This is a genomic window from Arsukibacterium tuosuense, assembly GCF_900215315.1.
Taxonomy (GTDB): Bacteria; Pseudomonadota; Gammaproteobacteria; order Enterobacterales; family Alteromonadaceae; genus Alishewanella; species Alishewanella tuosuense.
In genome coordinates this window covers 421,258-440,801 of record NZ_OBEB01000003.1, presented here as the reverse complement: position 1 = coordinate 440,801, position 19,544 = coordinate 421,258, and the positions used below count along the sequence as shown (strand labels likewise).

The 19,544-nt window shown below is 50.3% G+C and carries 19 protein-coding genes; 16 read left to right on the top strand and 3 right to left on the bottom strand.

Going from position 1 to position 19,544, the window contains the following annotated elements:
• Nucleotides 1-161 precede the first annotated feature (161 nt).
• Together CRO03_RS08890 and fliK are read right to left on the bottom strand one after the other, a co-directional pair.
• The gene (locus CRO03_RS08890; RefSeq protein WP_097111257.1) at nucleotides 162-500 is read right to left on the bottom strand and encodes an EscU/YscU/HrcU family type III secretion system export apparatus switch protein; all 339 of its coding nucleotides are present in this window, start codon (nucleotides 498-500) and stop codon (nucleotides 162-164) included.
• The gene (gene fliK, locus CRO03_RS08885; RefSeq protein WP_097111256.1) at nucleotides 497-2,479 is read right to left on the bottom strand and encodes a flagellar hook-length control protein FliK; all 1,983 of its coding nucleotides are present in this window, start codon (nucleotides 2,477-2,479) and stop codon (nucleotides 497-499) included. The genes CRO03_RS08890 and fliK overlap by 4 nt, the downstream gene beginning before the upstream one ends.
• Before the next feature lie 103 nt (nucleotides 2,480-2,582).
• On the opposite strand from fliK, the gene ccmA reads away from it, so the two are divergent.
• From ccmA to tviB, 13 genes are all read left to right on the top strand, one after another.
• Nucleotides 2,583-3,263, top strand: a complete 681-nt coding sequence (gene ccmA, locus CRO03_RS08880) for a cytochrome c biogenesis heme-transporting ATPase CcmA (protein WP_212682390.1) — start codon at nucleotides 2,583-2,585, stop codon at nucleotides 3,261-3,263.
• Complete coding sequence (ccmB, locus tag CRO03_RS08875) at nucleotides 3,257-3,919, top strand: heme exporter protein CcmB (protein WP_097111255.1); 663 nt, start codon at nucleotides 3,257-3,259, stop codon at nucleotides 3,917-3,919. The genes ccmA and ccmB overlap by 7 nt, the downstream gene beginning before the upstream one ends.
• 1 nt (nucleotide 3,920) lies before the next feature.
• The gene (locus tag CRO03_RS08870; RefSeq protein ID WP_097111254.1) at nucleotides 3,921-4,658 is read left to right on the top strand and encodes a heme ABC transporter permease; all 738 of its coding nucleotides are present in this window, start codon (nucleotides 3,921-3,923) and stop codon (nucleotides 4,656-4,658) included.
• Complete coding sequence (gene ccmD / locus CRO03_RS08865; protein ID WP_097111253.1) at nucleotides 4,658-4,858, top strand: heme exporter protein CcmD; 201 nt, start codon at nucleotides 4,658-4,660, stop codon at nucleotides 4,856-4,858. The genes CRO03_RS08870 and ccmD overlap by 1 nt, the downstream gene beginning before the upstream one ends.
• Nucleotides 4,858-5,388 carry a cytochrome c maturation protein CcmE gene (gene ccmE, locus CRO03_RS08860; RefSeq protein WP_097111252.1) on the top strand — a complete coding sequence of 177 codons (531 nt, stop codon included), beginning with the start codon at nucleotides 4,858-4,860 and terminating at the stop codon, nucleotides 5,386-5,388. Before ccmD ends, ccmE begins: the two co-directional genes overlap by 1 nt.
• Nucleotides 5,389-5,399: 11 nt before the next feature.
• The gene (locus CRO03_RS08855; protein WP_097111251.1) at nucleotides 5,400-7,379 is read left to right on the top strand and encodes a heme lyase CcmF/NrfE family subunit; all 1,980 of its coding nucleotides are present in this window, start codon (nucleotides 5,400-5,402) and stop codon (nucleotides 7,377-7,379) included.
• Nucleotides 7,372-7,959 carry a redoxin family protein gene (locus tag CRO03_RS08850; protein ID WP_097111250.1) on the top strand — a complete coding sequence of 196 codons (588 nt, stop codon included), beginning with the start codon at nucleotides 7,372-7,374 and terminating at the stop codon, nucleotides 7,957-7,959. Before CRO03_RS08855 ends, CRO03_RS08850 begins: the two co-directional genes overlap by 8 nt.
• Nucleotides 7,956-8,447 carry a cytochrome c-type biogenesis protein gene (locus CRO03_RS08845; RefSeq protein WP_170948979.1) on the top strand — a complete coding sequence of 164 codons (492 nt, stop codon included), beginning with the start codon at nucleotides 7,956-7,958 and terminating at the stop codon, nucleotides 8,445-8,447. Before CRO03_RS08850 ends, CRO03_RS08845 begins: the two co-directional genes overlap by 4 nt.
• A complete protein-coding gene (gene ccmI, locus CRO03_RS08840) occupies nucleotides 8,444-9,643 on the top strand; it encodes a c-type cytochrome biogenesis protein CcmI (protein WP_170948978.1) in 1,200 nt (399 codons plus the stop codon). The genes CRO03_RS08845 and ccmI overlap by 4 nt, the downstream gene beginning before the upstream one ends.
• 1 nt (nucleotide 9,644) lies before the next feature.
• Nucleotides 9,645-10,529: an MlaA family lipoprotein gene (locus tag CRO03_RS08835; protein WP_097111249.1), complete on the top strand. Its 885-nt coding sequence runs from the start codon at nucleotides 9,645-9,647 to the stop codon at nucleotides 10,527-10,529.
• Nucleotides 10,530-10,610: 81 nt separating this feature from the next.
• On the top strand, nucleotides 10,611-11,741 hold the full coding sequence (gene wecB / locus CRO03_RS08830) for a non-hydrolyzing UDP-N-acetylglucosamine 2-epimerase (protein ID WP_097111248.1): 1,131 nt from the start codon (nucleotides 10,611-10,613) through the stop codon (nucleotides 11,739-11,741).
• A 104-nt stretch (nucleotides 11,742-11,845) separates the two neighbouring features.
• Nucleotides 11,846-12,871, top strand: a complete 1,026-nt coding sequence (locus tag CRO03_RS08825; RefSeq protein WP_097111247.1) for an SDR family oxidoreductase — start codon at nucleotides 11,846-11,848, stop codon at nucleotides 12,869-12,871.
• Between the two features lie 16 nt (nucleotides 12,872-12,887).
• On the top strand, nucleotides 12,888-14,165 hold the full coding sequence (gene tviB / locus CRO03_RS08820; protein ID WP_097111246.1) for a Vi polysaccharide biosynthesis UDP-N-acetylglucosamine C-6 dehydrogenase TviB: 1,278 nt from the start codon (nucleotides 12,888-12,890) through the stop codon (nucleotides 14,163-14,165).
• Nucleotides 14,166-14,200: 35 nt separating this feature from the next.
• Here tviB and CRO03_RS08815 read toward each other — a convergent pair whose 3' ends face one another.
• Nucleotides 14,201-14,860, bottom strand: a complete 660-nt coding sequence (locus CRO03_RS08815; RefSeq protein WP_170948977.1) for a transposase — start codon at nucleotides 14,858-14,860, stop codon at nucleotides 14,201-14,203.
• Between the two features lie 203 nt (nucleotides 14,861-15,063).
• Here CRO03_RS08815 and rfbC point away from each other — a divergent pair, with 203 nt between their 5' ends.
• The 3 genes from rfbC to CRO03_RS08795 all read left to right on the top strand — a co-directional run bounded on the left by rfbC (nucleotide 15,064) and on the right by CRO03_RS08795 (nucleotide 19,535).
• On the top strand, nucleotides 15,064-15,639 hold the full coding sequence (rfbC, locus tag CRO03_RS08810; RefSeq protein ID WP_097111244.1) for a dTDP-4-dehydrorhamnose 3,5-epimerase: 576 nt from the start codon (nucleotides 15,064-15,066) through the stop codon (nucleotides 15,637-15,639).
• Nucleotides 15,632-16,522 (top strand): dTDP-4-dehydrorhamnose reductase, encoded by an 891-nt coding sequence (gene rfbD, locus CRO03_RS08805; protein WP_170948976.1) that lies wholly within the window; start codon nucleotides 15,632-15,634, stop codon nucleotides 16,520-16,522. Before rfbC ends, rfbD begins: the two co-directional genes overlap by 8 nt.
• A 289-nt stretch (nucleotides 16,523-16,811) precedes the next feature.
• Nucleotides 16,812-19,535, top strand: coding sequence for an SLBB domain-containing protein (locus tag CRO03_RS08795; RefSeq protein ID WP_245861553.1), 2,724 nt, complete (start codon nucleotides 16,812-16,814; stop codon nucleotides 19,533-19,535).
• Nucleotides 19,536-19,544 lie beyond the last annotated feature (9 nt).

The window sequence follows — 19,544 nt, the reverse complement described above, 5'->3', positions numbered from 1 at the left end:
AACAGTGGCGAGACACGCTGAAGCATTGCATTCATTTACTCGACACCACGAGTTACAGCATTATATGAGAACAAGATTTTGTGGGGATCCCTCAGGGTCAGAGTAAATTAATTATTCACTCAGACCCTTTTTATCTAATTTTTTATTCACTCAGACCCCTTTTAGGTTTTTAAGTCAATTCTCTGGTGGATATTTTGCCATTGCTCAGGGAATTTTCCCTGTAGCACATAGGAAAATGCAATCAGCTCGGCAATCACGATGTATAACTCTTTCGGAATATTATCGCCCAGCTGCAACTGGCTTAGCAGCCGGTTTAGTTCTTCGTCCTGGTGAATAAGAATGCCGTGCTCTCTGGCCAGGGCAATAATGTCCTCAGCCAGTTCGCCATGCCCCTTGGCGATAATAGTCGGTGCTGATTTACCATCGTATTTTAAGGCCGTGGCACTTTTTTGCTTTGGGCTTTCTGTGGTGTCACTGTTTGTTGTGTCGTTTTTATTCATACTCTTACCGTCAGCAGGCTATTGTGGCGAGGGATCAGGCTGTCGGGTATTTTGCCCAGCTGACAATCAGCCTGACTGACTGTTAAGCCCTGAGCAGCAATGCGATCTTTTAGCAGTGGCAGAAACTTCTGGGCCAGACGCAGCGCTTCGTTGTGGTCGGTATAAAACTGCAGTTGTAAGTCCTGCTCCTGCAATTTGGCTACCGCCAGCAGGTTGCCGTACTGCTGTAAATCAAATTTCATCGTCAGTTGCCATTGTTTCTGACCATTACCACCATTTTTACCCTCTGCTTCGCGCTGCTCTATCAGCAGTTGCGGCATAATGGTCTGCCCTTGTTGCTGTAGTGGCAGCTGCAACAACCACTGCTGCAGCTGGCTTTGCGCATCAACGCTAGCTAGCTGGCTTTGCTGTAATGGGCTGCTTAAACTGGCCAGTTGCCGCAGTGCTGTAGCGGCCTGGCCGCTATCCAGCTGCGCTACCAGCTGGCTTAACCGGTTTGCCGGGGTGTTGTTGGCAGGCGTAAGCTGCTTCTGGCTTAAATGCCCCAGTAACAGTTGAATTGCCAGCGCCAGGGTGCCGCCGGTAGTCTGTAGATTAGGCTGGCTTTGCAACGGTTGAAACTGCAGCAGGGCGGCGAGCTGAGCTGCGACAGCGGGTGGTGCCAGCGGCTTACTTATTTCCGGCAGGCTTTGCTGGATCTGGCTGAATAGCTGCTGTAACGGTGCTGGCAGGTTTGGCATACTGTTCGGTTGCATTATCGGTTGGGACAACAACGGTAATAAGTTACGCCAGGCCTGCGCTTTGACATCCGGGGACAGCTGCATCAGCTGTTGACTGCCACTGCCACTTGTCTGCATATTTTTTGCCGCGCCTGGTGCCACCTCCGCTTTTGCTGGCGGTGCTTGCAAGTTTACCGCTCTATCCGCCTGTTGTGGACTCACGGTGAGTTGCTGGCTATAGCCTGCCGGTTGGATCAATAGCTGCCACTGGCCGTTCTTTGCTGGCGGCGGCTGTAATTGCAGCAACAGGGGGATAGCAGGGCTACCAGGATTTGTCGAAGCGTTAGCAGCGTTGCCGGCGGTGTTGTTGCTTTTTAAGCTAGCTAGCATAGAAGCAAGTTGCGGTGGAATACTAATGCTGAGCTGACCAAGACTGATTTTTCCGGCATCTGCCGATACGGTGTGCTTGATCGGCGCTAACTGGCTGATCAGGGCCTGCAGCAGCTGTTGCTGACCAGCTACAGATAAAGGTAGCACCGGTGCACTAGCGCTAGCAGGTTGTAATACCTGTGGTAATGAAAGCTGGAGCTGAGCCGGTGCCTTAGTCTGGCTGAAGGTTATATTGAGCAATACTGGCTGGGCTCTGCCGCTATTTTGCGCCGGCTGGCTGGCCTGTTGGGAGGGTACCGTTTGCTGCTGGCCGGGCTGAAGGAGCTTGCTAAAAGCCGCAACTTCCTTTGGCGATAAGTTAAGTAATACCTGGCTGCCGGCAGTTGCGCCAGCCAGCTGCAATTGGCCGGTTTTAAGGTCAAGTTGCAGTGGCACGGTCAGGTTGTTAGTTGTGGCTTGCTTACTCGCAGTGGTGTTAATCGCCTGGCTAGTCATGGCGGGTAGCTGCTGGTTCAGCCATTGGCTGATAACAGGCTGCAGCTGGGCCGGGCTGAGGTTAATGCTACTGGTTGCCGCCGGCATCGTCTGCAGGGTCAGGCTAAGCTGGTTATTTGCTGCCGGGTTTAACTTAATCTGTAACTGTGGGCCAAATTGCTGACTAAGCTGGCGGCTCAATTGCGCTGGCAGGCTGATAACCAGCGGGCCTTGCGGGGTTTGCAGTTGTAGCTGGCTGCTGCCAGATAACATCTGCAACCGGGCCGTGTATAGCTCACCGGCTAACAGCTTCAGCTCACCACCTTTTACTCCGGCTTGCTGCCCACTGGTTGCCAGTGGGCTTTGCAGTAATTTATCCAGATTGATCTGGTTCATATTTCCCCTGATTAATCACGATGCCCGGCGTGGATCTGATTCGTATTCCGGTCACGGTATGCTACTATGCGCGCAATTTTAGCAGCAGTCGATACCGAGGCCAGTGAACATAACGCAGCCATCAGCCACAGCTATCTCAGCAAGTTCTGCCGGGTTCGTTTCGCCCATCTTGCAGGGCGACGATTTAAGCTGTATCCGGCAAGACCGGGTATTGTTTTCCCGATTATCCTTGCAACTCAGTGCTGGTCAGTTACTGCAAATACAAGGCAAAAATGGTGCCGGTAAAAGTTCGCTGTTGCGTATTTTAGCGGGTTTAGCCCAGCCTGACGACGGCCAGCTGTATTATCAGGCTAAGCCATTGGCGCAATGCATGCCAGCTTATTGTGGCAACTTGTGTTATATCGGCCACCAAAGCGGCGTACATGAGCAATTAACTGCACTGGAAAATTTACATTTCTGGCGCGCGGCCTCAGGTCTGAATTCTGCTGATGACTGGGCCTTGCTGGCGCACCTGGGTTTGGCCGGCCTGGAAGACGTGCCATGCCGGATGTTGTCTGCCGGGCAGCAGCGCCGGGTGTCACTGGCCAGGCTATGGTTAACGTCTGCCACAATCTGGATCCTGGACGAGCCTTTTACCGCACTGGATCAAAGTGCAATCGGTTTGTTGCAACAGCATATGCTGGATCATCTGAATAAAGGCGGCGCTATTATTCTTACCACCCATCAAAGCCTTACTTTACAATTTCATTCTTTGGTGCAGTTAGAGCTGGCCTACCGATGGTAAGTTCAATTTTTTTACAGCGCGAATTGCGTTTACTGGCCCGGCAAAAGGCAGACTGGCTTAATCCTCTGCTGTTTTTTATTATCGTGCTCAGCCTGTTTCCGCTCGGCGTTGGGCCAGAGCCCAATATGTTACGTATTATTGCTCCGGGAGTAATCTGGATAGCCGCATTACTCAGCGTGTTGCTGGCCTCCGAGCGCTTGTTTAAAGACGATTATCGCAACGGGGTTATTGAGCAGTTAGTCGCTGGTCGGCAAAGTCTGCTGGCATTTGTGCTGGCGAAAACCTTTGCCAACTGGTTAAGCACCGGCTTGCCATTGCTACTGCTGTCTCCGGTTGTTGCCTTACTGCTCGGGCTGGAGCAGGCAGCCCTTGGTGCCATGGCATTGACTTTGTTGCTGGGCACCCCGTTGCTCAGCCTGTTAAGTGTAATGGGCTCGGCGCTTACCATGGCGGCCGATAAAGGTGGTATTTTGCTGGCGCTGCTGATATTGCCGCTGTATATTCCGCTTTTAATTTTTGCCAGCAGTGCGATAGAGGCCGCCAGCATGGGGCTGGGCTATCAGGGACAGTTGGCCATTTTGCTGGCCATGTTATTATTGGCGTTAGCGCTGGTGCCGATGGCTGTGACCAGTGCCTTGCGAATTAATGTGAGTTGATATGTTTAAGTGGTTAGATCCGTACGCTAAAAGTGAAACGCTTTATCATTTCTGCGGCAAACTGTTACCTTACCTGATGGTGAGTGCCCTGGCACTACTGCTGCTGGGCAACATCTGGGGGCTGGCGTTTACCCCGGCCGATTATCAGCAGGGCGACAGCTACCGGATAATTCATATTCATGTGCCATCGGCCATTATGTCAATGGGCGCGTACGCCGCCATGGCCAGCGCCGCTTTTGTTGCGCTGATCTGGCAAATTAAAGTCGCCCACTGGGCCGTACTGGCCATTGCGCCTATTGGTGCAACTTATACCGCTATCGCCCTGATAACTGGTATGGCCTGGGGTAAACCGATGTGGGGGGCCTGGTGGGTATGGGATGCCCGCTTAACCTCGGAACTTATTCTGTTATTTTTGTACTTAGGTGTTATTGCGTTAAACGGCGCCTTCAGCGACCGCCAGGTTGGCGCTAAAGTGTCCAGTTTACTGGCATTAATCGGGGTGATTAACTTACCTATTATTCATTTTTCAGTAGAATGGTGGAATACGCTGCATCAGGGCGCCAGTATTACTAAATTTGCCAGGCCATCGATTGATCCGAGTATGCTGTGGCCGCTGTTAATCAGTATCCTGGCTTTTGCCGTGTTATTAATGGCGTTAACCTGTTTAAGGCTACGTACCGCCATTTTAGTGAACGAACAGCACCGGCCCTGGGTCAGAAAGCTGGTAGGAGGCCAATAATGCATTTTCAGTCTTTCGGTGAGTTTCTGGCCATGGGCGGCTACGGCTTTTTTGTCTGGTTATCTTTTGGCATTACCTATCTGTTACTGGTGGGGCTAATTGCCGCTAGTGTGTATCAGCAAAAGCAGTTTAAACAGCAACTCAAAGCAACGATTGCCCGCGAACAACGAGTTAAGCAGTATCAGGAGCAACAAGTCTAATGCAACCAAGACGTAAAAAACGCTTGTTTTCGATATTACTGATCATCAGTCTGATCGCCGGCGCGATTGGTTCCATGTTGTACGCGTTGCAGCAGAATATTGATTTATTTTACACCCCGACCCAGTTAGTAGAAGGCCTGGGTAAAGACAAGGTAAAGCCGGTGGTAGGCCAGCGCCTGCGAATTGGCGGCATGGTGGTCCCTGGCACGGTAAGCCGTGATGCGCAAAGTTTAAAGGTGCGGTTTCAGCTGGTGGATACCGGGCCAACGGTCTGGGTAGAGTACGACGGTATTTTACCTGACCTGTTCCGGGAAGGTCAGGGCATCGTTGCCCAGGGCACCTTACTGGCACCCGACGTGATCCAGGCCAGTGAAGTGCTTGCTAAACATGATGAAGAATATATGCCACCAGAAGTCGCAGAGGCCATGAAAGGCATCCGACATGTGCCGCCGTCACAGGCTGATTTCCCTGCCAGCGAGCCCAGCTCCAATGGTAATTACAGCAAACCAGCAGATAAACCAACTTATTAAGGGGCGGGGCGATGATAGCTGAATATGGCCAGCTGGCACTGACCTTTGCCCTGGCGTTGTCTTTTTTGCTGGCAGCAGTGCCACTGTACGGTAGCTTTAGTGGCAACCAGCGGGCGCTGTTGCAAGCTAAGCCTTTGGCCATAGGCCTGTTTATTTTCTGTTTGCTGGCCAAGCTGGCACTGGTGCATGCTTTTTTAAACAGCGACTTTACCGTGATAAATGTCGCAACTAACTCCAGCTCTATTTTGCCTTGGTATTATCAAATCACCGCCAGCTTTGGCTCGCACGAAGGCTCGATGCTGCTGTGGATTTTAATGCTGGCCGGCTGGACGGCACTGGTCGCCATTTTTTCCAAAGGACTGCCGCTGCTGATGCAGGGCCGCATTCTTGGGGTGCTGGGGCTGATAAACATCGGCTTTATTGCGTTTTCATTATTTATGTCAAACCCTTTTGCCCGCAGTCTGCCATTTTATCCGGTAGAGGGTATGGACCTGAATCCGCTGCTGCAGGATTTTGGCATGATCATCCATCCGCCTCTGTTGTATATGGGCTATGTTGGTTTCGCCGTATCGTTTGCGTTTGCTATTGCCGCCTTAATTGGTGGTAAATTTGACAGCACCTGGGCACGTTGGGCCCGGCCCTGGACCCTGGCAGCCTGGTTGTTTTTAACCCTGGGTATTATGTTTGGCAGCTGGTGGGCCTACCATGAGCTGGGCTGGGGCGGCTGGTGGTTCTGGGACCCGGTAGAAAATGCCTCATTCCTGCCCTGGTTAGTGGGCACTGCCTTATTGCATAGCCTGGCGGTAACGGAAAAGCGCGGTACTTTTAAGTCCTGGACGGTATTACTGGCACTGTCCGCGTTTTCGTTAAGTCTGGTCGGGGCATTTTTAGTGCGATCCGGCGTGTTAGTGTCAGTGCATTCTTTTGCCGCCGATCCGGATCGTGGCATCTTTTTACTGGTATTCCTGTTGCTGGTTATCGGCAGCTCACTGGCGCTGTATGCCAGCCGGATGAATTCGGTGCGCAGCCAGGCCCGCTATCAGTTGTTTTCCCGCGAAGTTATGTTGTGGGGTAATAATGTGTTTTTACTCACCGCCACGCTGGTGGTGTTCTTAGGCACTTTGTTTCCGTTATTTCACAAAGAACTGGGGCTGGGCACCATCTCAATTGGCGAGCCGTTTTTCAATCAGATGTTTTACTACCTGACCATTCCGTTTGCCTTGCTGTTGGGGCTGGGCCCATGGGTGCGCTGGAAGCAACAACCGGTTAAGCCGCTGTTGGGGCCGTTAAGTTTAATTGCGATAGCCAGCCTGGTACTGGCACTGGGCACGCTTTCGGCAATGCAGAGCGTCCAGGCAAATTTAGCCCTGATGGGCTTATTGTTAGGTGCCTGGGTTGGGGTGTCGGCGCTGTACGAGCTTTACCAGCGGATGAGCCAGTTTGGTTCGGTCAGCAAAGGTGCCTTTAAATTACATGCCAGCCACTACGGTATGACCATTGCTCATATTGGTTTTGCGGTGTTAGTGGTTGGGGTTGCCATGACCAAAACCTACAGCGTAGAGCTTGATGTCCGGATGCAGGTCAATGACAGCATCAGTCTGGCCGGTTATCAGTTTACCCTGCTGGAAGTGTATCCGTTAGAAGGGGCAAATTACGGCGGCGAAGCGGCAGAGATAGCCGTTCATGATAAAAACGGCGAATTTGTCAGCCAGCTGCATGCAGAAAAGCGCTTTTACACCATTCAGCGCACGGTGATGACAGAATCCGCAGTGCATGCCAGGTTAAGCCGCGACTTATATGTATCGCTGGGTGAAGCCTTACCAGACAATGCCTGGGCGCTGCGGCTGTATGTTAAGCCCTTTGTGCGCTGGATTTGGCTCGGTGGGTTACTAATGGCGCTGGGCGCCCTGGTAGCCCTGCTCGATAAGCGCTACCGGCGCAGTGGGCCCGCTGCCTCTGCAGCAAAACCGGCGGAGACAGCAAATGCGTAAGCTGATGTTTTATATGCCACTGGCGTTGTTTCTGGCGCTGGCGCTGTTTTTACTCAGCGGCCTGTTTTCGAACCCGATGGAGCGGGAGTCGGTCACCACCGACAAACCGCTGCCGGCCTTTGATTTGCCTGATTTAATGAACCCGGCAAAGCGCTGGCAGCCGCAGCAGTTGCACGGCGAAACTTTTTTGCTGAATGTCTGGGGGACCTGGTGTCCAACCTGTAATGCTGAGCTGAGTTATATGACAGAGCTGCGGCAGCAGGGCGTTAAAATTATTGGTTTGTACTATGTACTGCCTACTGATCCGGTATTGGGCGAGCGCTTCGATTTAGCTGAGTTACAGGCCGATGTCAGTAACAAATTGCAACAACGTGGTAATCCCTATCAGTTTAACATTCTGGACTTTGATCGCAGTCTGGCACTGGATTTAGGGGTGAGCGGTGCGCCGGAAACCTTTATTATTGACAGCACTGGCATAGTGCGGGCTCACCATATTGGTGATATTAATCCGCAGGTATGGCGCAGTAAACTGGCGCCGCTGTATCAGCAATGGCGCCAGCAGGACGGAGCCCAACCATGAAAATTATCAGCGGCTTGTTCGCTCTGCTCATGCTAAGCCTGCCAGTGCAGGCCACGGAAGAAGCACTCCGCTTTGACAATGAAGCGCAGCGCCAGTTATACCAGCAACTGACCGCTGAACTACGTTGCCCGCAATGCCAGAACCAGAATATTGCCGATTCCAACGCGGTGGTGTCGGTGGATATGCGCCAGAAAACCTATGACATGATTATGCAGGGCAGCAGCCGCAGCGACGTGCTCGATTACATGATTAACCGCTACGGTAATTTTGTGCACTATCAGCCACCACTGAACCGTTACACCTTGTTACTTTGGCTGGCCCCGTTGCTAATGCTGCTGGGGTTATTCGCGTTGCAGTTAAAGCGGCGCCGGCAGCAGGCGGCAGAGCAATCAACTGAACAGCTATCCGGGCTTTCTGAAGAACAGCCATCAGCAGCGCTGGACGCTGAACTGGATAAACTGATTGAACAATACCGGAGTAAAAAATGATGTTATGGCCGTTGCTGTTTGCTGCGCTGATCATGCTGGCCCTAAGCGCCATTATTATCAGTTGGCCCCGAAAAGCCAGTGCTGCCAATAACCAGACGCCACTGCAATTATTTGAAGAGCGTTTGCAACTGTTGGCGTTAGCGCGGGACAGTGGTGAACTGGCAGAGCAGGATTTTGTCAGTGCTGCAGCAGAATTAAAACAGCAGTTTAACCAGCAACAAACAATGAATTACAGTCAGCCAAAGCGGCAGTTTGGCTGGCACCTGGCGTTAGTACTATTTGTGCTGGTCGCCGTTGCCGTCATTTACCGTTTTAATGGCCACTACACTGAGTTAGCTGACTGGCAGCAAGCCCGGGCTGAATTAGCCAGCTATGGTGAACGCTCGTTACTGGGGCAGGGCGAACCGTTGTCAGAGCATGAGACCCGTTTGTTTGCCCTGGCACTACGAACCAAGCTGGCCGAAGAAGGCGACGATGCTGTGGCCTGGATGCTGCTTGGCCGGATCTGGATGTCGCAGGGCCTGATGGAAGATGCTATTGACGCTTTTGAAAAATCACTGGCGCTGAGCCCGAACCGGATCCCGTTACTGCTTAATTTCTCTCAGGCGCTCATCGTGGTCGGCGGCGATGAAAATCTGGCCAGAGCGGGGCGCGCGGTGGCCCGAATCTTGTTAACTGAGCCTGACAATCTGGATGCGATGTCGCTAATGGCGTTAATTGCCCATGAGAAAGGCGACACCGACGAAGCAATTAAAGCTTGGAGTTTACTGGCCGAGCAACTGGAACCAGCCGATCCACGCTACCCGCTGGTACTGAGTAAACTTAGCGAGCTGGGGGTAGACAGCGACGACAGCATTGGCCGGCAAATCCGGGTGCGCTTAACTGTGGCGCCACAGCTGGCTGCAGCAAACCCCGACGCCAGTTTATTTTTATTCGCACGGGCCGTAGGCGGTCCTAATTTACCACTGGCAGTGCAGCGAATTCCACTACCAAGTGGTGAAGTAGAATTGCTGCTGGATGAAAAAATGGCAATGCAGCCAGACTGGAGCCTGAGCCAGGCTGATCAGGTTGTGGTGGTCGCGCGGATGTCGCAGGCCGGTACGGTTGAGCAAATGGCCGGCGATCTGCAGGTTGAATCTGATGTCCTTACTTTTAACGATGCAAAAATCAGCGTCACGCTGACTCTGGAACCCTGACATGCTAGTTATCACCCTTAAGCTTCGTGTAGCAGTGCTTCTTACTTTAACCCTGGTGTTAGCCGGTTGTGCCAGTAAGCCGCAGCCTCAGACCTCGCAAACAGCCCAAATAGCGCAATCAAACTCAGCGCAGCAAGCCAGTTCGGCTGAGCAATCAACTGACGATAATGAATATGTTGCAGCAGCTGCAGCAGCCGAAACTGAAGCGCCCGCTTACGCTGACCCACGGGATCCACTTGAAAGTATTAACCGGCCATTATGGGACTTCAACTACGACGTGCTGGATAAATACCTGCTACGGCCTGCTACCGTCGGTTATATGACGGTGGTGCCCAAGCCTGTCCGCAAAGGCTTAATTAATGTGGTGGAAAACCTGAATGAACCTGCCAGTTTTCTAAACGGCTTATTACAGGGTAAACCCGATCGGGCAGCAATAAGTGCCGGCCGTTTTCTGGTTAACTCTACCGTGGGTATTTTAGGATTGTTCGATGTGGCGGCAAAAATTGGCCTGGCAGAAGCTGATGAAGACTTCAATCAAACGTTGGCGGTTTGGGGGGTAGGTGATGGTGCTTTCTTGATGATCCCCGCCAGAGGCCCTACCACAGTACGCGGAACTGCCGGTGGTATTGTCGATGGTTTATACTTTCCGCTTGGTTTATTAAATACCCCATTGACCATTACCCGCTTTGCTATCGACGCCCTGGACAGCCGTGAGCAACTGATGAATCTGGAGCAAATGCTGGAAGACTCACTCGACCCTTACGCCTTTGTCAAAGAGTCATATTATCAGCGGCAGGAATTTAAAATATACGACGGTAATCCGCCGCAGCCCGAGGAAGAAGAGCTGGACGACGAGCTGCTGGACTATCTCGACGAATTCCAATAAATAAAATCACTCTGACCCCTTTTTCTGCACCAACAGCTTAAAAAGGGGTCAGAGTGATTTAAATGGATATAAAGGATTATTATGATAAAAGTTCTCAGCGTATTCGGAACCCGCCCCGAAGCCATAAAAATGGCACCCTTGGTTAACCTGTTAAAAGATGACAGTGAGATTGACAGCCGGGTGTGTGTAACCGGTCAGCACCGGGAAATGCTGGATCAGGTACTAAGCCTGTTTGCGATTGAGCCAGAGTATGATCTGGCCATTATGAAATCCGGCCAGGATTTATATGATGTCACCACCAATATTTTATTAAAAATTAAACCGGTACTGCGCGATTTTCAGCCCGATATTGTGCTGGTGCATGGTGATACCAGCACTACCTTTGCGGCGGCGCTGGCCTGTTACTACGAAAAAATTGCGGTGGGTCATGTCGAAGCCGGGCTGCGCACCGGCAATATCTACAGCCCGTGGCCGGAAGAAGCAAACCGCAAGCTGACCGGCGCCATTACCCGGTTACACTTCGCCCCTACCGACACCTCTGCTGCTAATTTGCTGGCAGAAAATGTCGCCGCCAGCGCTATTGTAGTGACCGGCAATACGGTTATTGATGCGTTGTTGCAGGTAGTGAATAAAATTGGCCAGGACGATAAGCTTAACAGCGCATTCGCTAAACAGTTTCCCTATGGTCAGCATGGCCGGCGCTTAATTCTGGTTACCGGCCATCGCCGGGAAAGCTTTGGCGACGGCTTTGAGCAAATTTGTGCTGCGCTGGCTGATGTGGCCAAAGCCTTTCCTGATTGCGATATTGTTTATCCGGTGCATTTAAATCCTAATGTGCGGGAACCGGTCTATCGTTTGCTGAGCGATGTCACAAACGTGCATTTAATTCCGCCACAAGATTATCTGCCTTTTGTGTACCTGATGAGTAACGCCACCATCGTATTGACCGACTCCGGCGGTATTCAGGAAGAGGCGCCGTCACTGGGTAAGCCGGTGCTGGTAATGCGTGACACCACAGAGCGGCCTGAAGCGGTCAGTGCCGGTACCGTTAAACTGGTGGGTACTGATCGGCAGAAAATTGTTGAGCAGGTAAGCCGGCTGTTAACCGACAGAGAATACTACCAGAGCATGAGCTTTGCCCATAACCCCTATGGTGATGGTAAGGCCTGCCAGCGGATTGTGACTGCTATCAAGCAACAGACAATAAGTTAGTGCTTGTTGGAGTTGGCGCTACCAGTGTTTAATTAAACTTATTGGACGTGTTATGATCTTCTTTTGTCATATGTCGGCCACTTAGCTACAGAGATGGAGAAAAAATGGATTTTAGTCAGATTATCGGCAGTTCAGCCAGTGGTAATATGCCAAAGCGATGGCTGATTACCGGTTGCGCCGGTTTTATCGGTTCTAATTTGCTACAGGCATTACTGGCTGCGGACCAACAGGTTACTGGTCTGGACAACTTTGCCACTGGCCACCAACGTAATTTAGATGAAGTGCAAGGTTTGGTGAGCCCTGAGCAGTGGCGACGTTTCACCTTTATTGAAGGTGATATCCGTAACCCTGAACACTGTAAGCAAGCGGTTGCCGGCAGCGATTATGTGCTGCATCAGGCTGCGCTGGGGTCAGTACCACGTTCACTGGCCGACCCGGTTACCACCAACGAAGTTAATATCAGTGGTTTTCTCAATATGCTGGTAGCTGCCCGCGACGCCGGGGTTAAACGCTTCGTATATGCCGCGTCCAGCTCAACCTATGGTGACCATCCGGCGCTACCCAAAGTAGAGGCCAATATAGGCAAGCCGTTATCGCCCTATGCCATTACTAAGTATGTTAACGAGCTATATGCTGACGTATTCAGCCGCAGTTATGGCTTTCACAGTATTGGCCTGCGCTATTTTAACGTATTTGGCCCACGGCAAGACCCTAACGGCGCCTATGCCGCGGTGATCCCGAAATGGACTGCCGCGATGATCGCCGGCGACAAAGTGGTAATAAACGGTGATGGCGAAACCAGTCGTGATTTCTGTTTTGTTGACAATGCGGTCCAGGCAAATCTGCGCGCAGCATTAGCCGATATAGAACAAAGTGAAGTATTTAATGTGGCAGTGGGCGACAGAACCACGCTTAACCAGTTGTACTGTGCTATTCAAAGCGCACTGGCGGGTAATGGTATTGCTTACTCGCATACGCCGGAATATGCTGACTTCAGGCCCGGTGATGTGCGCCATTCCCAGGCAGACGTTAGCAAAGCACGGCTTATGCTGGGCTATTTGCCCAGCCACACTATTAACGAAGGTATTGCGGTAGCGATGCCCTGGTATATTGCCCAGCCAGCGAAATAATGGCAAAAGGAAAGATATGACAGCTTTAACAGATGCAAAACTGGCCATTATTGGCCTGGGCTATGTTGGCCTGCCACTGGCCGTGGAATTTGGTAAGCATTATCAGACATTAGGCTTTGATATTAATCAGGCCCGGGTAACTGAACTGAAAAATGGCACAGACCACACTTTGGAAGTCAGCAGCGAAGAGTTGGCCAGCGCCGCTAAACTGCACTTCAGCCATCAGTTAGATGACTTAAAAAGTGCTAATATTTATATCGTTACTGTGCCTACACCGATAGACGAGCATCGTCGGCCCGATTTAACGCCGTTAATTAAAGCATCCGAAACCCTGGGCAAAGTGATTAGCCAGGGTGATATCGTTATTTACGAATCAACCGTCTATCCTGGTGCTACCGAAGAAGACTGCATACCGGTAATTGAGCGGGTAAGCGGCCTTAAATACAACATCGATTTTTATGCCGGCTACAGCCCCGAGCGAATTAACCCGGGCGATAAAGAGCACCGGGTCACCACCATTAAAAAAGTCACATCCGGGTCAACCCCGGCCATCGCTGCCACCGTTGATGCCCTTTATGCCAGCATTATTACGGCCGGCACCTATCAGGCCAGCAGCATTCGGGTAGCCGAGGCAGCAAAAGTAATCGAAAACACCCAGCGCGACTTAAATATCGCGCTTATTAACGAGCTGGCGGTTATTTTTAATAAACTGGGCATTGATACCGAAGAAGTATTACTGGCGGCAGGCACCAAGTGGAACTTCCTGCCATTCCGGCCAGGTTTAGTTGGTGGCCATTGTATCGGCGTCGACCCATACTATTTAACGCATAAAGCGCAATCAATTGGTTACCATCCGGAAGTGATTCTGGCCGGCCGGCGCATTAACGACAGCATGGGCCGCTACGTGGTTAGCGAACTGGTTAAAGCCATGGTTAAAAAACGGATCCATGTTGCCGGTGCTAAAGTGCTGCTGATGGGCCTGACCTTTAAAGAAAACTGCCCCGATATCCGCAATACCAAAGTCATCGATATCGTTAACGAATTGAAAGAATACGGCGTTACCGCCGATGTGTACGACCCCTGGGTTGACGGCAAAGAAGCCGGGCACGAATACGGGATCACCCCCATTACCAAGCCGGCCAGCGGCAGCTATGACGCTATTATTTTAGCGGTAGCACACAAGCAATTCCGCGACATGGGCGCCAGCGGCATCAAAGCCCTGGCCAAGCCCGAGCATATCATCTACGACCTGAAATACCTGCTACCAACTGGTGAAGCAGACCTAAGGCTCTAATTAACAAATAAAAAGGGTCAGAGTGAATAATTTATTCACTCTGACCCTTTTTCTGGTCTGCCTTTGTTGCGCCGCCCAAAGCTAATGTTGTACTTGTTAGTTATGTGTTGCACAAAACTTTCGGTCGCCACTGGGTAGTTATGCTTAATAGCATCCCGGATTTGTTTTAAGTCACGTTCTGGAAAGCGCTGCTCAAATAGTGCCTGGTAGTTTTCTAAACGCTCTGCAGGTGTATCAGCCAAATTCAGGTAAACATGATGCGGGCTGATAACTTTAATGGGTATGCCTCTGGCATTGGCGTGATAACTGGACCAATGATAATCAGCAGGGTGGGGTACCAACATTGCCCGAACCGGGTTTAGCTCGATATAACGCTGACAGGCGAGGAAATACTGATCCGTTTCAACCAGGCTGTCTTTAAAGCGCCCATCCCACAACGTGCCAACTCTATGATAACGTTTATTAAAATAGTGAACATAATCACGGCCAAGATTCTGCATTAAATGCGAAATGACACCTTCTTTGCCAGCGGTCAGTAGCAGATGAACATGATTACTCATCAGAACAAAGGCGTGAAGCTGTACCTGATACACAGTCAGGTAACGTTCCAATATTGATAAATAGCATGCCTTATCCGTGTCATCATAAAAGCAATTGCTTCGGTTGTGGCCGCGCTGCACCACGTGGTACGGCATATTTGCTATAAGATATCGCTTCCTGCGAGTCATATTAATTAAATGTTAATTTAAATTGTATTAAATATAGTGGAATTTACCCTCAAAGCAATAAAAAGGGTCAGAGTCATTTTTAAAATCACTCTGACCCTTTTTAGTTTGGTAATATGAAATCAGTATCTCTTGCGATTAGCAAATTAGCCGGAAACAAGAATTTACCGCCAATGAAGATTAGCAAACTAGCGTTAACAGGTGCTCTATTGCTGGAACAAAAACACCATCGCGATGCGCGTGGTTATTTTGCAGAAACTTACCGGCAGCAGCTGCTGGATGATGCAGTTGGCCACAGCGTGCGTTTTACTCAGGACAACGAGGCGTTCTCGCAATTTGGCGTGTTGCGGGGCCTGCATTACCAAAAGCCACCTTATGCACAAAGTAAGTTGCTAAGGGTCGTGCAGGGTACTGTGTTGGATATTATTGTCGACATTCGCCATGGCAGCCCGACTTTTGGTCAACATCTGGCTACAGAACTATCTGCCAACAAACCGCAGCAGTTATTTATTCCACGGGGCTTTGCTCATGGTTATCTGACCCTGACCCCTCAGGCATTGCTGCAATATAAAGTGGATAACTATTACAGTCCGGCAGACGACTGCGGCCTACATTATGCCGATCCAACGTTGGCAATCGACTGGCTATTGCCAGTTGAGCAGCTTCGACTATCTGCAAAAGACCAGCAGCAACCGTTGCTGAACGATGTCCCCGTTCATTTTAACTTTACTGATAGTCAGTATGACTAGCCGGATCCTGATTCTGGGGGCATCAGGCCAATTGGGCCAGGCATTACTGGCAGAAGTTGGCCTGTTGCCAGCAACTATTCGTAGTTTATTTGATTTCATACCACGTCAGGCGCTGGATCTGACTGACAGAACTGCGCTGAAAAGCTGCCTGCAAAAACATTCTCCGGCTATCATCATTAACGCTTGTGCTTATACTGCCGTAGATAATGCCGAGCAGCACATCGCATTGGCGTGGCGGCTGAATCAGCAATTAACAGCAGAACTTAGCCAATACGCCAAAGCCAGTGGTGCGGCATTACTTCACTTCAGTACAGACTACGTTTTTAACGGCTTGAACCAGCGGCCTTATACTGAGACAGACAGACCGGCACCGCTAAATCAGTATGGTAAAAGTAAACTGGCCGGCGAACAGGCGATGCTGGATATTGCCCCGGCAGGTTTAATTATCCGAACCAGTTGGTTATACAGTGAGTTTGGCCACAACTTTGCCCGCAGTATCTGGAATAAAATTCAGCAGGGTGAAGCGTTACGGGTTGTTAATGATCAAACCGGTAGTCCTACCTATGCTCGGGAGCTTGCCGCCTGTTGTCTGAAATTAGTTACTGCAGATAATTTTGCCAAGCGTTTTGCCAGTACACAGTTAATGCACTGTGCCGGCAGCGGTCAAGCCAGCTGGTACCAGTTTGCTCTGGAAATACTGCGGCTTAGCGGCCGGCACGTTACTATTGCCGCGGTTTCCAGCCAGCAATGGCCAACCCGGGCACAACGACCTGCGTACAGTGCATTGAGCAGTGCCAGGCTGCAACAACAATTTGGTCTCAGTCTGCCAGCGTGGCAACATAGTTTGGCAAGGTGTATCGAGAAAATGGGTCTGAGTGAATAAATTATTCAGTAAAAGGGGTCTGAGTGAATAATTCGTTGCTCCACAGATAACGTTGTTAAACTTCGTTGCTGCTCCAACATTGGCAAAGGAGCACTGCGAATCGCAAAGAAAAGCTTCATGCTGCTGACATTTATTCAAGCTTTCTGCTAGAATCCACCCGCTTTATAGGGTTGAAATTACTAGACACAGTTGCCGCCAGTATTTTTCGCGCATTATTATTATTGGTGTAACAACAACTAACAAAGACTGCTGGTTGCTTATAACCTTCAGCCACAATTGGAGTTCACGGGTGCAGAAATTAACGCAATTTATCCTAGCTATCACTTTCTTGTTTTTTGCTATTGGTGTTGAAGCTGCATCGCCGACAGCCCCGTCACCCGCCATGCTGGAGCAATTTAAAAAGCTGTCACCTGCTGAGCAACAGCGGTTAGCCCGCCAATATGGGTATCAGCTGCCTGCTGCTAACACAGGAACCAACACCACTGAACAACCGCAAGAAGTTGAAAGATTGCAGCAACGTGACAGAATGCTCGAACAGCAGCCTCTACGCAAAGAAGAGAGCAAAGAAGCTGAGCGCTTCGGTCTGAAATTATTTGATGCTGAAATTAGTACCTTTGCGCCGGTCGGTAATCAACCTGTTCCTGATGGTTACGTATTAGGCGCTGGCGATCAGTTGTTACTTCAGTTGTTCGGTAAGCAAAGCGACAGTTACACCCTGGACGTTGCCCGCGACGGCAACATTATGCTGCCCGATATTGGCCCGCTTAATGTCGCCGGCCTGCGCTTTAATAAAGCCAGCGAGCTTATTGTCGAACGGATCCGCAGCGCCAATATTGGCTTAAATGCTGCCGTTAGTATGGGGCAACTGAGAACTATCAATATCTTTGTCGCTGGTGAGGCCAAATATCCTGGTGTTTATGCCGTATCGGCATTAACTACCGTTACTCAGGCATTATTTGTCGCCGGTGGGGTATCAGATATTGGCAGTCTGCGCGAGATTGAAGTAAAGCGCGCTGGTGAAACAGTCGCCCGTTTTGATTTATACGAATTATTGCTACGCGGCGATAGCCGTAACGACATTAATCTTAAACATGGTGATGTGCTATTTGTTGCGCCGGTAAAAGCGCTGGCGGAAGTGCGTGGCGAAGTAAAACGGCCGGCAATTTATGAAGTAAAACCAACTGATACCTTAAGTAGTCTTCTGGCTATGGCGGGTGGAGCCAAAGCCAATGGCTATATTAATGCGGCAGTGCTGGAGCGTTATAATGACCAACGCCTGCGCGACTTCAGAAATGTTGATCTGACCACATCTACCGACAATGCTATTGCTGTAAAAGCGGGTGACGTGCTGCGGGTTGCAGCCAGCTCTGAGCGGGTTGAAAACCAGTTGGTATTGGCCGGCGCAGTATCACGGCCTGGTTTTTATGCCTGGCGCGACGGCTATAAAGTTACTGATATTATCCGTTCACTCTGGTCAGATTTACTGCTGAGTGCCGACTTGCATTACGCCATTATTGTCCGTCAGGTTAACAGTGCCGGCGACATTGAAGTTATCCAGTTTAACCTGGCAGAAGCTCTGGATAACCCCGCAGGCTTGCATAATATTCTGTTAAACCCGCGCGATAACATTGTGGTTTTTCACCATGCAGACCAAGTGTATCAGCGTGAAAAATTGAACCAGCATATACGCGATACCATTCTGGAAAAGATCGAATTACCACCTGAGCAACGCTGGCTTATGGGGGATTTAGCCAGTGCCGCTTTTGTTGTTATGCAGGAACCAAAGACAGAAGAAATGCCAGCTCAACAGCAAGACCAGGAGCCCCTGCTATTTATGACAGAGCAGGAGCAACAGGAGTTACTTCAGAAAACCTTAGCAGACATCCTTGAGCGACTTTACACCGAAAATGACGCTTTGCAGTTAACTGTCCATTTAAACAGGCAGGAATTGCTGTATCCAATTATGCAAAAGCTGAAGCAGCAAGCCAGAGCTAACGACAATTTAAAAATTGTTACTGTCGGTGGAGACGTTAAGGTACCCGGAGATTATCCGTTAGCTGTTAACAGTCGGGTTACTGATTTAGTAGCAGCCGCTGGTGGTCTGAACGATTCTGCTTATTTTAACCGTGCCGAACTAAGCCGCACGTCCGACACCAACACCCAGTTAAATGGTGTGACGATTAACCATAAAGCCATCGATTTAGCGGCGGTTTATGCCGGTAATGCCGAGGATGTGGCGTTACAAAGCCGCGATCGTTTAAATATTTTTGCCACCCCGGAGTGGAAAACCAATCGTGAAGTGACTTTAGCCGGTGAGGTTCGCTTTCCGGGTACCTATAAAGTGCGGCAGGGCGAACGGTTATCTGATGTTATTCAGCGTGCTGGTGGCTTAACTGAAAATGCTTTTGCTTTTGGTGCAATATTTACCCGCGAGCAAATTCAGAAGAAAGAAGCCGAGCAAATGGAAAAGCTGCTGGAGCAGTTAAAATCTGACGTTGCTACCCGGGCTTTATCGACAGAGCGCGCGCAGGCAACCCCGCAAGATTCATTATTATTACTCAGAGAACTGGGTAAAATTGAACCGGTTGGGCGCCTGGTAATAAACCTGGAACAAATTGTTGCCCAAAACCCATTATTTGACATGGTGGTAGAAGATAAAGACACCCTGCATGTACCCCGTTACAACCGGGCAATAACCATAGTAGGCGAAGTTCAGTATGCAGGCAGTCACCGGTTTGATGGTGCGTTAGCAGTAAGTGATTACCTGACCCTGGCCGGTGGCTTTCGTAAACGTGCGGATGACGAGCGGGTATATATTGTAAGAGCCGATGGTTCGGTGGCGTTACCTGGTTCAGGTGGCTGGTTCAGCCGTAATAAAGCCGATTTATTGCCAGGCGATACGATAGTCGTGCCGCTGGATACTGAATATAAAGACAACCTGACGCTATGGGGCCAGATTACCCAAATTTTCTATCAGTCTGCCATCGCCTTAGCGGCGCTCAACAGCTTCTAATTTTGGGAA

Bases quoted from the DNA above. Each gene is read 5' to 3' on its own strand.
- ccmB (WP_097111255.1), top strand. From the start codon at position 3,257: ATGGTAAGTTCAATTTTTTTACAGCGCGAATTGCGTTTACTGGCCCGG.
- CRO03_RS08825 (WP_097111247.1), top strand. From the start codon at position 11,846: ATGGATTTTAGTCAGATTATCGGCAGTTCAGCCAGTGGTAATATGCCA.
- wecB (WP_097111248.1), top strand. From the start codon at position 10,611: ATGATAAAAGTTCTCAGCGTATTCGGAACCCGCCCCGAAGCCATAAAA.
- CRO03_RS08815 (WP_170948977.1), bottom strand. From the start codon at position 14,860: ATGCCGTACCACGTGGTGCAGCGCGGCCACAACCGAAGCAATTGCTTT.
- CRO03_RS08835 (WP_097111249.1), top strand. From the start codon at position 9,645: ATGCTAGTTATCACCCTTAAGCTTCGTGTAGCAGTGCTTCTTACTTTA.
- ccmD (WP_097111253.1), top strand. From the start codon at position 4,658: ATGCATTTTCAGTCTTTCGGTGAGTTTCTGGCCATGGGCGGCTACGGC.
- CRO03_RS08870 (WP_097111254.1), top strand. From the start codon at position 3,921: ATGTTTAAGTGGTTAGATCCGTACGCTAAAAGTGAAACGCTTTATCAT.
- rfbC (WP_097111244.1), top strand. From the start codon at position 15,064: ATGAAGATTAGCAAACTAGCGTTAACAGGTGCTCTATTGCTGGAACAA.
- rfbD (WP_170948976.1), top strand. From the start codon at position 15,632: ATGACTAGCCGGATCCTGATTCTGGGGGCATCAGGCCAATTGGGCCAG.
- CRO03_RS08890 (WP_097111257.1), bottom strand. From the start codon at position 500: ATGAATAAAAACGACACAACAAACAGTGACACCACAGAAAGCCCAAAG.
- CRO03_RS08850 (WP_097111250.1), top strand. From the start codon at position 7,372: ATGCGTAAGCTGATGTTTTATATGCCACTGGCGTTGTTTCTGGCGCTG.
- fliK (WP_097111256.1), bottom strand. From the start codon at position 2,479: ATGAACCAGATCAATCTGGATAAATTACTGCAAAGCCCACTGGCAACC.
- tviB (WP_097111246.1), top strand. From the start codon at position 12,888: ATGACAGCTTTAACAGATGCAAAACTGGCCATTATTGGCCTGGGCTAT.
- CRO03_RS08845 (WP_170948979.1), top strand. From the start codon at position 7,956: ATGAAAATTATCAGCGGCTTGTTCGCTCTGCTCATGCTAAGCCTGCCA.
- ccmI (WP_170948978.1), top strand. From the start codon at position 8,444: ATGATGTTATGGCCGTTGCTGTTTGCTGCGCTGATCATGCTGGCCCTA.
- CRO03_RS08855 (WP_097111251.1), top strand. From the start codon at position 5,400: ATGATAGCTGAATATGGCCAGCTGGCACTGACCTTTGCCCTGGCGTTG.
- ccmE (WP_097111252.1), top strand. From the start codon at position 4,858: ATGCAACCAAGACGTAAAAAACGCTTGTTTTCGATATTACTGATCATC.